Origin of the sequence: Dysgonomonas sp. 520, from assembly GCF_010501095.1 — a bacterium.
Taxonomy (GTDB): Bacteria; Bacteroidota; Bacteroidia; order Bacteroidales; family Dysgonomonadaceae; genus QVMP01.
Genome location: NZ_QVMP01000006.1, coordinates 64,390 through 80,055 on the forward strand (window position 1 = coordinate 64,390; position 15,666 = coordinate 80,055).

10 protein-coding genes, 1 tRNA gene and 1 pseudogene are annotated in these 15,666 nt (G+C 39.1%); 5 read left to right on the top strand and 7 right to left on the bottom strand.

Annotated elements, in window-relative coordinates:
• The first annotated feature begins 239 nt into the window (after positions 1-239).
• From D0T56_RS04615 to D0T56_RS04625, 3 genes are all read left to right on the top strand, one after another.
• Complete coding sequence (locus D0T56_RS04615) at positions 240-2,453, top strand: glycoside hydrolase family 3 C-terminal domain-containing protein (protein ID WP_221412333.1); 2,214 nt, start codon at positions 240-242, stop codon at positions 2,451-2,453.
• 69 nt (positions 2,454-2,522) lie between these two features.
• Positions 2,523-3,581: a winged helix DNA-binding domain-containing protein gene (locus D0T56_RS04620; protein WP_163318965.1), complete on the top strand. Its 1,059-nt coding sequence runs from the start codon at positions 2,523-2,525 to the stop codon at positions 3,579-3,581.
• 21 nt (positions 3,582-3,602) lie between these two features.
• Entirely contained in the window at positions 3,603-5,708 is a 2,106-nt protein-coding gene (locus tag D0T56_RS04625; protein ID WP_163318966.1) for a M3 family metallopeptidase, read from the top strand.
• A 63-nt stretch (positions 5,709-5,771) separates the two neighbouring features.
• On the opposite strand, the gene D0T56_RS04630 is transcribed toward D0T56_RS04625, so the two are convergent.
• The 4 genes and pseudogenes from D0T56_RS04630 to D0T56_RS04645 all read right to left on the bottom strand — a co-directional run.
• Positions 5,772-5,855 (bottom strand) — tRNA-Leu (locus D0T56_RS04630).
• A 73-nt stretch (positions 5,856-5,928) separates the two neighbouring features.
• A complete protein-coding gene (gene dusB, locus D0T56_RS04635) occupies positions 5,929-6,915 on the bottom strand; it encodes a tRNA dihydrouridine synthase DusB (RefSeq protein WP_163318967.1) in 987 nt (328 codons plus the stop codon).
• Entirely contained in the window at positions 6,915-7,760 is an 846-nt protein-coding gene (locus tag D0T56_RS04640; RefSeq protein WP_163318968.1) for an ATPase, read from the bottom strand. The genes dusB and D0T56_RS04640 overlap by 1 nt, the downstream gene beginning before the upstream one ends.
• Positions 7,761-7,905: 145 nt before the next feature.
• A pseudogene (locus tag D0T56_RS04645) lies at positions 7,906-8,253 on the bottom strand (fructose-bisphosphate aldolase); the annotation flags it as partial.
• Positions 8,254-8,538: 285 nt separating this feature from the next.
• On the opposite strand from D0T56_RS04645, the gene D0T56_RS04650 reads away from it, so the two are divergent.
• Complete coding sequence (locus D0T56_RS04650; protein ID WP_163318969.1) at positions 8,539-10,269, top strand: phosphoenolpyruvate carboxykinase; 1,731 nt, start codon at positions 8,539-8,541, stop codon at positions 10,267-10,269.
• 103 nt (positions 10,270-10,372) lie between these two features.
• Here D0T56_RS04650 and D0T56_RS04655 read toward each other — a convergent pair whose 3' ends face one another.
• The gene (locus D0T56_RS04655; RefSeq protein ID WP_163318970.1) at positions 10,373-10,771 is read right to left on the bottom strand and encodes a hypothetical protein; all 399 of its coding nucleotides are present in this window, start codon (positions 10,769-10,771) and stop codon (positions 10,373-10,375) included.
• Positions 10,772-11,012: 241 nt separating this feature from the next.
• On the opposite strand from D0T56_RS04655, the gene D0T56_RS04660 reads away from it, so the two are divergent.
• Positions 11,013-13,937, top strand: a complete 2,925-nt coding sequence (locus D0T56_RS04660) for a DEAD/DEAH box helicase (RefSeq protein WP_163318971.1) — start codon at positions 11,013-11,015, stop codon at positions 13,935-13,937.
• 365 nt (positions 13,938-14,302) lie between these two features.
• Here D0T56_RS04660 and D0T56_RS04665 read toward each other — a convergent pair whose 3' ends face one another.
• Positions 14,303-14,725, bottom strand: a complete 423-nt coding sequence (locus D0T56_RS04665) for a WxcM-like domain-containing protein (protein WP_163318972.1) — start codon at positions 14,723-14,725, stop codon at positions 14,303-14,305.
• Complete coding sequence (locus D0T56_RS04670) at positions 14,706-15,665, bottom strand: glycosyltransferase family 4 protein (protein ID WP_163318973.1); 960 nt, start codon at positions 15,663-15,665, stop codon at positions 14,706-14,708. Before D0T56_RS04670 ends, D0T56_RS04665 begins: the two co-directional genes overlap by 20 nt.
• Between the last annotated feature and the right edge of the window lies 1 nt (position 15,666).

The following is a 15,666-nucleotide window of genomic DNA, read 5'->3' on the forward strand; positions in this document are numbered from 1 at the left end:
ACCTTACACATCAAAAGGTTCATTGCAATATTACAATATCATCCGAAAAGGTTATTACAAGCCGGATGGCTGAATTAGTATTAAATAATTTTTACAAAACGGAAAAACTAAATAACTTTGAGGCGCCCAAATGTATTTTTGTTGTAAAATTAAATCTTATCCTGATCAGTGTGAGGGATATAAATACCAAATAAGAGTTGACCACTAAATAAACATAATATCAAATGACTAATTTATCTATGAAAAAATTGAAAAGCTTAGCTTTTGTTGGATTGCTGACGCTCTCTTTGTCGGCGCAAAACAAAGTCCCGTTGTATCTGGATGAATCGAAGCCCATTGAAGACAGGATAGAGGACGCATTGAAGAGAATGACTCTGGAAGAAAAAGTAGCGATGTGTCATGCTCAATCGAAATTTAGTTCGGCAGGCGTATCTCGTCTCGGTATTCCCGATAACTGGATGACCGATGGACCTCACGGTATCCGTCCCGAAGTATTGTGGGATGAATGGAATCAGGCCGGATGGACAAACGATTCGTGTATTGCTTTTCCTGCCTTGACGTGTCTGGCTGCAACTTGGAATCCCGAAATGTCGATGCTTTACGGTAAGGCGATAGGGGAGGAAGCTCGTTACAGAAACAAGAATGTTTTGTTGGGACCCGGTGTAAATATCTATCGAACTCCTCTCAACGGACGTAACTTCGAATATATGGGTGAAGACCCTCATTTGGCATCCCGTATGGTGGTTCCTTATATACATGGAGTGCAAAGCAATGGAGTTGCCGCCTGCGTTAAGCACTATGCCCTGAATAATCAGGAGGTTTACAGGCATAGCATAAATGTAAACCTGAGCGACCGTGCCTTGCGTGAAATATATCTGCCGGCTTTTAAGGCTGCTGTTCAGGAAGGAAAAGCATGGGCGATAATGGGAGCATATAACTTGTATAAAGGACAGCATTGTTGTCACAATCAGTATCTTTTGAATGACATTCTGCGTGATGAGTGGAAATTTGACGGAGTGGTTGTTTCCGATTGGGGTGGTGTTTACGACACGGAACAATCTGCTTATAATGGATTGGACATGGAGTTTGGTACATGGACGGATGGTCTGACAGAGGGAAAAAGTTTTGCTTACAATAACTATTTTCTGGCCGATCCTTTTCTGGCTCAGTTGCGCACAGGAAAAATAGCGGAAAGTGTTGTCGATAACAAAGTTCGCAATATCCTGCGTCTTACATTCAGAACAAATATGAATAGCAAACGGCCTTGGGGTTCGTTCGGAACAGAAGAACATGCTCTTGTGGGACGGAAGATAGCCGAAGAAGGTATTGTCTTGCTCCAGAACAAAGGAAATGTACTTCCTATTGATTTGAATAAAACGAAAAAAATACTTGTTGTTGGCGAAAATGCCATTAAAGTGATGGTTGTTGGCGGGGGTAGTTCGTCGCTAAAAGCAAAACACGAGATTTCTCCGCTGGATGGTATAAAGAAACGGGTAGGTTCTTCTGTCGATGTGGTATATGCCAGAGGTTATGCGGGCGAAAAATCTAAAGCTCAGGACGGACTGGCAACAGGACAAGATATATTTGACGATAGAGCGGAATCTGTATTAATATCAGAAGCCTGTGAAGCCGCAAAAACGGCTGATGCAGTGATATTTGTGGGAGGTTTGAATAAAAATAACGGACAAGATTGCGAAAGCCATGACCGTTCGGAATTAGGTTTGCCTTACGGACAAGATAAAGTAATCAGCGCACTGAGCAAAGTGAATAAGAATCTGGTGGTGGTTATTATCTCAGGAAATGCTGTTGCCATGCCTTGGGTGAAAGAAGTTCCTTCCATCTTGCAAAGTTGGTATTTAGGGTCTGAAGCCGGAAACGCTATCGCTTCCATCCTTGTCGGAGATGCCAATCCATCAGGAAAACTGCCATTTACATTTGCCGAAAAATTGAATGATTATGGGGCACATGCTTTGGGTGAATATCCCGGCGAAAAAGGAAATGTGACATATAATGAAGATATTTTTGTGGGTTACCGTTGGACTGAAAAACAAAAAATAAAGCCGTTGTTTTCGTTCGGACATGGTTTGAGTTACACCGAGTTTGCTTACGGAAAGGCTTCAATTTCGTCAAAAAATATGGGCGAGAAAGATATTCTGACAGTTACGGTTCCTGTGAAAAATATCGGTCAGTTGACGGGAAAAGAGGTTGTGCAATTGTATATCGGCGATGAGAAATGCTCCGTGCCTCGTCCTGTGAAAGAACTAAAAGCATTTGAGAAAATCAGCCTGAAAGCAGGGCAAGAAAAAAATGTAGAGTTTAAGATTTCGATTGACGATCTGAAATTTTATGATGAGAATAAAAAAGAATGGGTTGCCGAAAATGGCAAGTTTAAGGCTTATGTTGGGGCATCGTCAACCGATATCAAGTCTGTTCTCGATTTTGAATTAAAATAAAATATAAACTCTACTAATATTCGAGTTATCTGTTTTTATTTCATATAATAATCTCTATTTTTGTGTTATATGAATAGTCAGACTATTGCTAATATACGACTGCTGAATCAGCAACTATCTGGAACACAGTTGACAACTCCTCGCGAAATTGTTTCATGGATGGGGGCGATGCAGGCGCAAGATTTTAATATGGTAAAGTGGGCAATCGGTGTGCGATTGCCCGACTCTACCGAAAAACAGGTGGAAGAATCTCTGAACAAAGGAGAGATAATACGCACTCACATTATGCGTCCTACATGGCATGTTGTTGCTGCCGAAGATATTGGCTGGATAATGGATTTGACCTCTAGGTGTGTGAAAACGCTATTGAAACCGTCTGATAAAGTGCTCGAACTGACAGCGCCGCTTTTATCTCAATGCGATAAGATTATAGAAAAAGCCCTTTCGGGAAATAATCATCTGACACGTCAGGAAATTGGCGAAAAGTTAGTTTCCGGGGGTGTTCAGCTCGACAATCGCAGGCTAAATCATATAATGTATCATGCCGAACTGAACAAACTGGTTTGCAGTGGTATACTAAAAGGTAAAAAGCGAACCTATGCTTTGTTTGATGAACGAGTTAAACAATCGAGGAACTTAGTAGAAGACGAAGCATTAAGAGAATTGGCTTTCAGGTTTTTTTCGAGTCATGCTCCGGCAACTCTGAATGATTTTAAATGGTGGTCGGGTTTATCCATGACGCAAGTAAGACAGGCTGCAGAATTGGTAAAAGATGATTTTGCAGGGGAAACAATAAACGGTCAGGTCTATTTGTTTAATAATACGACGGTTGTGCAAAATCCGGATGACGATTCTATTCTGCTACTGCCCGCTTTTGATGAATATACGGTCAGTTATAAAGACCGGAAAGATATTTTTACGTTCGGGCATTACTCGAAGGTTATAAGCAATAACGGGCTTTTCAAACCCATTATAGTTCATAACGGACAGGTAGTGGGCATGTGGAAAAAACTTTCAGGAAAAAAAGATGTTACTTTCTGTTTCGATTTTTTCGAAAAACGAGAAAAACATATTCATAAGCTGGCCGAAAAACATTCCGGCTTATATAAAACATTTCTGTCAAATTAAATATCCAATACTCAAGAATTTATGAAAAAGAGTTTAATTATTATCAGTTTATTAACTATCATGATGTATTCGTGCGACAGTAAGAAGGCTTCGGACAATCCTTTCCTTACTGAATTTTCAACACCCAATGGTGTGCCTCCGTTCGACCTGATAAAAGTGGAGCACTATATGCCTGCTTTTGAAGAAGGAATAAAACAGCAAACAGAGGAAATCAATGCAATAGCGGATAATAAGGAAGCACCAACTTTCGAAAACACTTTGGTTGCAATGGAAGAGTCTGGGAAATTATTAGATCGGGTTTCTTCTGTTTTTTATGCAATGATGGGTGCTCAGTCCGATTCAACATTACAGGCAATAGCCAAAGAAGTTAGTCCGAAACTCTCGGAACATGAAGATAATATTTATCTGAACGAGAAACTTTTTGCCCGTATAAAAGCCGTACATGATGATACAACTCGTACCGACTATACGACAGAGCAAAAACGTTTGATCGAAAAATATTACAAAAATTTCGTTCGTTCGGGTATTTTGCTCGATGGCTCTCAGAAAGACCGTATGAGAGAGATAAATAAAGAACTTGGTTTGCTTACTCTCAGCTTTGGTAATAACCTGTTGGCTGAAACGGAAGATTTTAAACTGGTCATTGAAGATGAGAAAGATCTGGCAGGCTTGCCAAAAGATGTGATTGCTGTTGCAGCCGAAGCCGCCAATGCAAACGGGCAGGAAGGAAAATGGATATTTACGCTTCAAAAACCAAGTTGGATGCCATTTTTGCAATATGCAGAAAACAGAGATTTGAGGGAGAAACTTTATAAGGCGATGTACAATAGGGGTGATAATGGCAATGAAAACGATAATAAGAAGAATATCAGCCAGATTGTAAATCTTCGTCTCGAAAAAGCGAATCTTCTTGGTTATAAAACTCATGCCGATTTTGTTTTGGAAGAAACAATGGCAAAAAACTCCGAAAATGTATTTAAACTGTTGAATCGTATATGGGAATATGCTCTACCTCAGGCAAAGGCGGAAGCTGCCGAGCTTCAAAAACTGATAGACCGTGAAGGTGGCAATTTCAAACTTGAATCGTGGGATTGGTGGTATTATACCGAAAAACTTCGTCAAGAGAAATATGCTTTGAACGAAGATGAGTTGAAGCCCTATTTCATGATAGATAATGTTCGCGATGGACTATTTACGGTCGTAAATAAACTTTATGGACTGACGCTTACCGAAATTACAGATATACCTGTCTATCAGAAAGATGTGAAAGTGTATAAAGTGTCGGACGGTGACGGATCGTATATCGGGACAATATACCTTGATTATTTTGCCCGTCAGGGAAAACGACCCGGAGCATGGATGAGCAGTTTCAGAGATCAGAGTATCAGCAATGGAGAATTTATTACTCCGGTCATATATAATGTAGGAAACTTTACGGTGCCTTCAGGCTCTGAACCATCATTGTTGTCTTTGGACGAAGTAACTACAATGTTCCATGAGTTTGGTCATGGTTTGCATGGACTGTTGTCGAAATGTACATACCCAACACTGTCGGGAACTTCGGTATCTCGTGACTTTGTGGAACTGCCATCTCAGGTTTTGGAGCATTGGGCGTTACATCCTGAAGTGTTGAAGCTGTATGCAAAACACTATAAAACAGGCGAAGTGATTCCTCAGGAACTTGTTTCAAAAATACAGAAAGCTGCTAATTTTAATCAAGGCTTCTCGACAACAGAATTTGTTGCGGCTGCACTTTTGGATATGAATTGGTATACGATTGAGAAACGAGGCGACATTGATGTGCGCAAATTTGAGAAAGATGTTTTGGATAAAATCGGACTTATACCGGAGATTATCGTAAGATATCGCAGTACATATTTCTCGCACATATTCAATGGTGGATATTCGGCCGGATATTACAGCTATATGTGGTCTGAGGTTTTAGATTCGGATGCTTTCCAAGCGTTTGAAGAAAAAGGAATCTTTGATCAGGCAACGGCAAAATCGTTCAGGGAGAATGTTCTTTCGAAAGGAAATACGGACGATCCGATGACTCTGTATGTTAAATTTAGAGGAGCAGAGCCAAATCCTGTTTATATGTTGAAAAACAGAGGGTTTGTAAAGTAAGTCAACCCTGATTATCATAAAGTAAGAAAGCCTGCATAATTGCAGGCTTTCTTGTTTCTACTGTGCACGCGGCGAGATTCGAACTCGCACATCCCAACGGACACTACCTTCTGAGAGTAGCGTGTCTACCAATTCCACCACGCGTGCTTAATCTCTCTTATTTGAAAAAGGACAGGCAAAGATAAATATTTTTTTCGCCCGAAGCAATCAGTTTTTTTATTTATTTCAACTGAAATCTTTCGGATACTGAATCCATGATTCCAAACAATTCCTCTTGCGTATTTGCCCGAAGCATTGCTACACGAGTCTGTTTAAAATCGGGAATACCTTTAAAAATATTACTTGCCGCTAAATGCCTGCGGCTGTGAATGATTCCACCACGTTCGCCAGCTTGCTCGATGTTGTTGCAAATCATTTGCTTCAATATATCCAGATACCAGATGAATGGCTTGTTCGGCAGTTGTTCGTTTGTTGCTAGAAAATGCTTCACATCTTCAAATATCCAAGGGTTTCCGATACTCCAACGTCCTATCATCACGGCATCCACGCCTGTTTCTTCGAATCGTTGCCTGCATATTTCCGGACTCGTAACATCCCCGTTTCCTATTACCGGGATGTGCATCCGTGTATTCTTCTTTACCTCTGCTATCAACGACCAATCGGCTTCGCCTGTATACATTTGCGCCCGTGTTCGTCCGTGAATTGTTAATGCTTGAATACCTGTGTCTTGCAAACGTTCGGCCAGTTCCACTATTATCTTGGAATCGTTGTCCCAACCCAATCTGGTTTTCACAGTAACCGGAATATTCACCGCTTTCACAACCTCTCTTGTGATTTCTACCATCAGATCGGGCGTTCGCATCATTCCCGATCCGGCTCCTTTTCCGGCTACTTTTTTCACCGGGCAGCCAAAATTAATATCCAGAATATCGGGTTTTGCCTCTTCGCATATTTTAGCAGCTTCCACCATAGCCGAAACCTCTCTGCCATATATTTGCATGGCAACAGGGCGTTCACGCTGATCTATTTCCAGTTTCTTTTGGGTTTTATTGACATGGCGGATAAGAGCATCGCTGGATATAAATTCAGTATAAACCATATCTGCACCAAACTGCTTACAAAGCAACCTGAAACCGACATCAGTCACATCTTCCATAGGAGCCAGAAACACAGGGTTTTGCCCGAACTCAATATTTCCTATTTTCATTAAATCCCTTTCTTGTGGTAGGCTAATAATCCCTCGACGGGAGATTTCAATATTCGGGAGATGGTTAATCCGTATTCTTCGGCAACATCTTTCAGAAAATCCTGATAAAAATAAGATATAGAACCCGTAAATGCCAGATTCAAGTCTCTGTAATTATCATATTTCACGATGTTATATTCGAAAAACTCCCTGAAGCAATCTTTTATCAGTTTGTTTATTTTTGGAACATCCTTATTTTCTAAAAGAAAAGGAGAAACATTTGCCAGAAAACGGATGGGCAAAGGTTGCCTGTATACCTTATCCATAACGGTTTCTATGTTCATATTATAAGCCAGAAGAAATCTATCCACTACATCTTCGGGCATTTGCTTTTTAAAGCACGCCCTTATAAAATACTTACCCAAAGCCGAACCTCCGCCCAAGTCGTCAAGCACATATCCTAACGACGGAACTGTGTCTATAATCTTTTCTCCGTCAAAGAGGCAAGAACTTGAGCCTGTTCCTAAAATACAGGCAATGCCTTCTTGCGAGCCAAACAAAGCACGGGCAGCAGCAACCAGATCGCTATCCACCTCTATCGAATCGCACTTCACGCTCAATGATATTGCCCTGCGGATATCTCCTTTCTTGTCAAATTCACATCCTGCACCATAAAAATAAACATGGTTTATTTTATACTCCCTGATTTCACTCATCAAGGACATTTCTATCTCGTAGGCAATGGAATCGATGGAATGGTAATAAGGATTTAGCCCTTTTGTTTCCACATGCTTCACTACTTCCCATTTTTCATTCACCAGACACCAATCTGTTTTGGTTGATCCGCTATCAGCTAATAATATCATAAGTAAGTGTTTTTTTCTTTTTCAAAGTAAAACAAAAAAGCGTAACAAAATACCTTGTTACGCCTTAATTATTTACGAGTATTTATATTTTTGTTTACTCGCTGTGATACAATGCTGTTATTATCAGTTGTTTAAGTGGTTGTTGTTAAGCAAGACTTATTGATTTGTCCAAATACACATCTTGTATGGCGTGCAATAGCTCAATACCATCTTTTATAGGTTTCTGAAATGCTTTTCGCCCGGAGATTAAACCCATGCCACCCGCATGTTTGATCACCACAGCCGTATATACGGCTTCTTTCAGGTCGGATGCTCCGTGCGATTCACCTCCTGAATTGATTAACCCGACACGTCCCATATAACCATTGGCTACTTGATAGCGACACAGGTCGATAGGGTGATCGCTGGTTAAATCGGAATAGACACGAGAATCCGTTTTACTGTAATTCAGAGCCGTGAATCCGCCATTGTTGACAGGCAGTTTTTGTTTTACTTGTATGTTCGAGAAGATACTTGGCAGAGTCTCCCAAAATTTGTTCGATTTTTGTTATCATAATACAATTTCTTTGGATTATTTATAATTAATCTAAACAAAAAAGTATTACAAAAAGTTCTCAAAATCATCTTTATTAATCAAATATCTAAGATTCTTTAACAAAGTATAGAATCCTAAAACGTAACTAAAAGTTATAAATATAAAATTTTTTCTTATCTTTGCTAGCCTCTGTTGACAAAAAGTTCAGAATAAGTATTAATATCAATCAAAGAGTAACCAGATATGCTACATGAATTTACATTATCTCGCGGTAGGGCGATGATTAATTTCACTCTAAAATATTGTGATACAAAACAAAAACTTCTAAGTAGTTACGGATTTAAAAGGGCAGTTGAGGCTTTTGTTAAAAGTTTGAAACGGGATGAAGTAATTATTTATGACCACTATGTTAAAGCATTTAAAACAGAAGAAGACTTTATAGAGTCTATTATCGAATCGTTTAAACTCCTCACTGTCTTCAATGTAGAAGAAGTGATAGCGGTGGATAACAAATATTCTGTATTTTTCGAAGACAAAGACTTGTTTATAGAGTTGATCGACCTGATGGGATTGTTCTGGAAAAAGCTGGAACGTTATACCATTGTGCGAAACAGCAGACTGGGACAAGGTTTACAGAATGTGCGCTTCATTCAGGCTAATGACATGTTCAATGAGCTTGTTTTGTCAACATGGAGAAGAATACAAGACACTGTGAATGGGTACGAGCAAAGGGTTTACAGGCAAATGACTGCCGGCGCAAACGCTAGTTTAACGCTTAATGATGTTAGTTGGAACTGTCCCATAGAATATAAAGGCCTGGCAGAAATACCGTTCATCAGCACGGTTGTTATCCAGCCTCCTTTCATATCTTACACAAAAAAGAATACACGGGATGGTATATTCCGTGAGCATCAGCAAAATCCACTTGAAAATATCGTACTGAACGAAGACGATTGGTTTGTATTTCCTGCAAAAGTGGGAAGCATGCTGACATTTGTCTATTTCCACAAAGACTTCATGGTACATGGAGTTGGATTGGCAAACTTGTTCGAGTTGGCGAAGGAAAGTGAATATATCGGAAAAAAACCGGATATTATATATGTATTTGGATATCCTGACGGAGCCGAAGAAAAACGCACATTCTACTACAAGGATAAAAAGAATGACATTTTGATTGGCTATGCCAACTATTGTGATGATATAGACTATTTCGGATATATGAAAAAAATGTTGCTGACGTTGCATAATGTTAAGCAAATAGAACATCGCAATTTGCCTATACATGGGGCGATGGTGAATATTGTTCTGAAAAACGGAAAAGAGTCTAATATTGTGATAATGGGTGATAGTGGAGCCGGAAAATCAGAAAGTCTGGAGGCCTTCCGTTCGTTGAATGCCAGCTACATCCGTCACATGAGGGTTATCTTCGACGATATGGGATTCCTGAAAAAGGAAGAAGATGGGTCGATAACAGGTTACGGAACCGAGATCGGAGCATTTGTTCGTATTGACGACCTTGATCCTGCTTATGCGTATGAACAATTGGATAGGGGTATCTATACCAATCCGGACAGAATAAACGCCCGTGTAACAATTCCGATATCTACGTACGAAGTCATAATGAAAGGTTACAAGGTAGATTTGATGCTTTATGCTAATAATTATACGGAGTCGGATAAGAAGATTGTGTTCTATGATGATTTGGATGAAGCGATCAATATTTTTGAAGATGGAGCACGTAAGGCAAAAGGAACAACAACGGAGAAAGGTTTGGTGAAATCTTATTTCGCAAATCCGTTTGGTCCGGTTCAAGAACAAGCCGAAACAGAAGTTCTGGTGCGTGAGTTCTTCTCCGATATGAAAAAAGATGGTGTGAAAATAGGTGAGATACATACATCGCTTGCCATTGAAGGTAAAGCGAAAGACGGACCACATGAGGCCGCCGTTGAATTGTTCTCATTGATAAATGAATAATAATCAGGACATACTATAAAAAGCGAAAACGGTTTCAGTGTTAACTGAAACCGTTTTTATTTTGAAAACATTACTCTAATCGGGCAATGTTTGTCAGGTATTTCTATTGTGGATATTCTTCAGGATTATCTTTTTCAACACAAAGGGTTTTACCCTCACTTATAGAATATAAATTGTTTCGATTACTTCTTATGGTATTGATACTTAAAAGATAGGTTTGGGTATATTCGCCGTTTTGGAAATATACATCATCGAAAAATTCTATCTCATGTGTTAAGTCTTCTATAATGATTTTTTTAGATGATTCTCCCGGACCGATGTCACCTAAGTCGGCAATTTTTTTTAATGTATTGTTTGGTGGTACTCTATAACCGGCAACAACATTGTAAAATGTTGCTATTTTTGAGGTGTTTTTTATTTGAAAACTCGTATGTTTCTCATCATCACTTGAGCAACCCACAAACAATGTGGCTATTAAAATAAGAGATAGTAGTTTTTTCATAATAGCTTATGACCAGAATAAATAATGTTATGATTAACTTTTAATTGAAGAATAAACACAAAAGTAAGAAAAAATTAGTGAAAATAAGAAAATTACTTATTGTAGCTGTTTTTTTGTTTTTCGTGTTTCAGGTTTTCAGCAACATTTATCAATTATTACTATCTTAGCATGTTTATCTAATGAAAAAGTTTACATAGATTGGCTTTGTACGCTTCTCTGTGTTGGCGTTATTTGATTGATAATGAGAGAAAAACTTGTAATAACTATCATAGAACAACCTCTTTGGGGAAATATTATCCAACCTGTGTGGGTGAGGGAAGAAGCATCAGATTCGTTAACCATTCTGGAAATTGCAGACGAAAAGTCTTCCTATTTTTCATCACTGAGTGCCGTTCAGCAGGAAATTGTAGTCTTGGCCGAAAAGTATTCCGTGAAATCGTTGATGAAAAGCTACTCGAAAGACAAAACAGTGACAGATTTTCAGAAGAATGTGTCGGATAAGACTATTGAACTTTACATTCGCCCTACCATTGAGAAATATCAATTACAGATAATCGACAGGCTTCCTCAATCGGGATTGGATGTTTATTATCGTGAAGGTGGGGTGAAGAAACGTACTCTCTTCGATTATAATAAAATAGAAACATCTCAAAATCATGCTTTAGCAATATTCAATTTCAGAAGAGACGAATCGGTAGGCTTGCGTTATTTTATTTCTGTGAAATGGAAACATGAAGAAATTGAACTGAACGGAAAGTTTTCGGTCATGATATGCAATGATCCTGCGGTTGTTGTGGTAGATGATAAGTTGCTTGTATTTAAAGATATAGATGCGAAAAAACTACTTCCTTTTTTTTCAAAGGAATATGTAAGTGTTCCAAAAGCATCGGAAAAGGCATATATTGAAAAGTTTGTTGCAAATTGTGTCAAAAATAATGTGGTAAATGCACAAGGGATTGATATACAGGAAATAGAACCGAAGAGTAAAGCACTTTTGTCTTTGACCAACGGTTGGGATATGTTGCCTGTTCTAAACCTTGATTTCATGTACGAGGATAAAGCATATCCATTTGATGCAACCGAAAAGAAGATAGTGGAACCTGTTGAAAAAAATGGAGAAATCTCCCTGATTTGGTTTCATCGTAACAGGGAGTGGGAAAATTCGCGGGTTAGGCTTTTGGAGGAGAATGGACTTAAGAAGGTCGGGATAAATGGATTTCGCGTCAACAAACCGGATGAGGATGAAAATATAGATTTGTTGATTGATTGGATTCGCTCGCATCAAGATATCTTATCGCATTTTACTTTTTCGCAAAATGTGGATGACAAGAAATATTTTCTGGGAGAAATTTCGGTTGATAATATTCTGGACGAAAAGCAAGACTGGTTTGACATACGCAGTGAGGCGGTTTTTGGAGAATTCAGAATACCGTTTGTTCGTTTTAAAAACCATATACTGAACGATATACGCGAATATGTTCTTCCCGATGGCAGTATTGCTATATTGCCTGCCGAGTGGTTTACCCGTTATCACGAGCTGATGTTTTTCGGCAAGAAAATTGGGGATGATATTCGTCTCCAAAAGTATCATTATCAACTGGTTGATTTGTTAAATATTGATGCTCATAAACAAGTGTCGGATTTTCACCTGAAAGAGTTATTACCTGTTCCTGACGGTGTGAATGCTACTTTGCGACAGTATCAACGCAAAGGCTTTTCGTGGTTGATGCATTTGATGGAAAATGGCTTTGGAGGTTGCCTTGCCGATGACATGGGATTAGGAAAAACATTGCAAACTATTGCTTTGTTGCAATATGTTCATCTGCAGAGAAAAAAAGCGAATACGGGGAAGAAAATAAACCCGACAGGACAATTATCTTTTTTCGAGGAAGACAATCTGGAGCAGAATACCTCAAAAGACTACCCGCCATCGCTGGTTGTTATGCCAACTTCTTTGCTGCATAACTGGCAAAACGAGCTGAAACGTTTCACGCCCAATCAGAAGGTGTATTTGTATTCGGGCGATAAGCGAATGAAAAGCAAGGATTTGGATAAGTTTTTCCGTATGTTTGATGTCATTCTTACTACTTACGGAACTTTGCGAATAGACATAGATATGCTGGAAAGATGCACCTTTCATCATTTTGTTTTGGACGAAAGCCAGTATGTAAAAAATCCTAATTCGATGACATACAAGGCGGTGAAGCGTATCAATGCGATGCACAAACTCGCGTTGACGGGTACGCCCATCGAAAATTCTCTTTCCGATTTGTGGGCGCAATTCAATATCGTGAATGAGGGGATGCTAGGCACTCAATCGGCTTTTCAGAAGACTTATATAAACCCGATAAACAGGAATAATAAAGAGAAAGAAGAGATATTGCTGAAAATAATCCAGCCGTTTATCTTGCGAAGGACAAAAAGCGAAGTCGCACCTGAATTACCTCCTCTGACCGAAGAAACTATTTATTGCGACATGAGCGAACAGCAGCAAAAATGTTACAATCACGAGAAAAATAAGATAAGGAACAACCTGATGATTGGCGATCAATTGGCAGACTCTTCAAAATTTGCATTCATCACTTTGCAGGGGTTGACAAGGTTGCGTTTGTTGGCTAATCATCCGGGGTTGCTGGAACCCTCATATACCGAAGATTCGGGCAAGTTTGAACAAGTGGTTATGTATCTGGAAACCTTGCGAAGCAGTAATCATAAGGTTTTGGTGTTCTCGTCGTTTGTCAAGCATTTGCGTTTGTTTTCCCGTTATTTTGACGAAAAAGATTGGAAATATGCGTGGCTGACCGGAGAAACTAATGTTCAGGACAGGGAAAAAGAAATAGACCGGTATATGAGAAACGAAGATGTCAACTGTTTTTTCATTTCCCTTAAAGCGGGTGGGGTGGGGCTCAACCTCACGGCAGCCGATTATGTGTTCATCCTCGATCCCTGGTGGAATCCTGCGGCAGAGATGCAGGCTATAAGCCGTTCGCACAGGATAGGACAAAATAAAAATGTGATTGTATACCGTTTTATATCGTCGGGCAGTATAGAAGAAAAAATCCGCCAGTTGCAGGAAAGTAAATCCAAGCTGGCGGAAACCTTTATTTCATCGTCCAACCCCCTGAGCAATATGAGCAAGGAAGAAATAGAACGGCTGATCAGTTAATAATGCCAATCAGTAGTTGTGTTTGTTATAGCAAAAACGTTGGTTTAAATTCAACAACATGCTGCGCGTAATCAAAGATTACTTGCATTCCTCTTGAGTCGCCTTCGCTCCTCGATTGTTGTTTCTGAGTGCAACGAAGAATCTGAACATTCTAAAAACAGATCCTTCACTCTGTTCAGGAAGACAAAAAGACATTAAAATTTACTTTTGACACACATCCGATATTATTGACATGAGGGCGTAAGATTTTACGCCCCTACTTTCGGGCAGACTAGAAGCCTGCCCCTACAACAATACCCTATTTGATTGTAGGGGTGGGTGTTGACTAAAATCCAACACTTTTCAACTACTAATTCACATTAATATTATTCGGTAGGCCACAATGACTTATCGTACCTGACGCTATCGCCTTCTGCCTCTTCGATGGGAAGCGTTGAGAATGATATCAATTTAGAGCCTTTTTCCAGAGCCTTCACTGAGTTTGCATATCCGGCGGGAATAACCAGAACTTGGCTTTTTTCTGCACTAAGCATTGTTCTTTCCGGTTTCGCATCGGGGGATGGATTATCCCAATCGTCCACTTTTACGTAAGAGACAAGGAATGAGCCTTGTATACAATAGAAATTCTTGACATCCTTTCTGTGTCCATGCCATGCACGGGTATCGTCTTCGGTTGAATTCTCAATTATATAGAATCTGTTAATATTGTCAAACTTAAAATCATTGACAAAAGAGAGCGTACCTCTGTTATCGGAGAAGACACCTCCTTCAATTATTTTTGGTTCCATTTTTTATTAGTTTAAATTTTATGAGATATATCAAAACTAAAGGTGTTATTATCACTAGCATTATCAAATATTCATTCATTGTTTCGTATAAATAAATTGTAGCGAGCGACGCAATCCCCTGCACAATGCCATAGCAAAGAGATACTACACGGTGGTCTATCTTCTGCTCGTTGCTAAGGATTTGATAGAAGTGTAGCCTGTGAGGTTTGAATATATTTTGTTTTAGATACAGCCTATGCAGAATAGTACAAACAGAATCTACACCATATACAACCAGAAAGAGAAGCCATATAATAGAATTTGTTATCAACATTAATTTTATCATTAAATAGATAATCCAAAAAGCCATGGATATGCTGCCGATGTCTCCGGCAAAGCATTTAGCCTTTTTCCTGTAATTGAAAAACAGGAATACCACGCAAGCCAATATAGGAAATATAAGAAAATCGTAATCTTCAAATTCAATGACATATTTGTTGACCGCTATGAACGAAAGCATTACTACTATCGAGTATATTCCGGTAATGCCGTTTATACCGTCCATAAAATTGTATGCATTGATGATGCCGACAGCAAATATATAGGCTATCAGGATAAGCCACCAAGGCTGGGATTGAAGCAATCCTAAATCGTAAAAGCTAATACTGATCGCAATAAACTGAACCAGCGCCCTTAATTTGTTGGGCAGGCTTTTTATGTCGTCGTAAAAACTTATAAAACTAACCATAGTTATCCCCGTGAAGAACAGATAACCGGTGTTTAAGTGTAGTGCAAAGTATATAAGAGCAGCAAACCAGAATATGATACCACCACCTCGTAAGGTTATGGCTGTATGCGAACTTCTTTCGTTTGGTTTATCAACAATGTTGTATTTATCTGCAATTTTAAAATAGATTAGTATCAAAACAGTTAGTATGCAAACAACAGCTATATAAATCATG

Coding starts and splice junctions, on each gene's coding strand:
- D0T56_RS04670 (WP_163318973.1), bottom strand. CDS start 15,665: ATGATTTATATAGCTGTTGTTTGCATACTAACTGTTTTGATACTAATC.
- D0T56_RS04620 (WP_163318965.1), top strand. CDS start 2,523: ATGAATAGTCAGACTATTGCTAATATACGACTGCTGAATCAGCAACTA.
- D0T56_RS04650 (WP_163318969.1), top strand. CDS start 8,539: ATGCTACATGAATTTACATTATCTCGCGGTAGGGCGATGATTAATTTC.
- D0T56_RS04655 (WP_163318970.1), bottom strand. CDS start 10,771: ATGAAAAAACTACTATCTCTTATTTTAATAGCCACATTGTTTGTGGGT.
- D0T56_RS04615 (WP_221412333.1), top strand. CDS start 240: ATGAAAAAATTGAAAAGCTTAGCTTTTGTTGGATTGCTGACGCTCTCT.
- dusB (WP_163318967.1), bottom strand. CDS start 6,915: ATGAAAATAGGAAATATTGAGTTCGGGCAAAACCCTGTGTTTCTGGCT.
- D0T56_RS04660 (WP_163318971.1), top strand. CDS start 11,013: ATGAGAGAAAAACTTGTAATAACTATCATAGAACAACCTCTTTGGGGA.
- D0T56_RS04625 (WP_163318966.1), top strand. CDS start 3,603: ATGAAAAAGAGTTTAATTATTATCAGTTTATTAACTATCATGATGTAT.
- D0T56_RS04665 (WP_163318972.1), bottom strand. CDS start 14,725: ATGGAACCAAAAATAATTGAAGGAGGTGTCTTCTCCGATAACAGAGGT.
- D0T56_RS04640 (WP_163318968.1), bottom strand. CDS start 7,760: ATGATATTATTAGCTGATAGCGGATCAACCAAAACAGATTGGTGTCTG.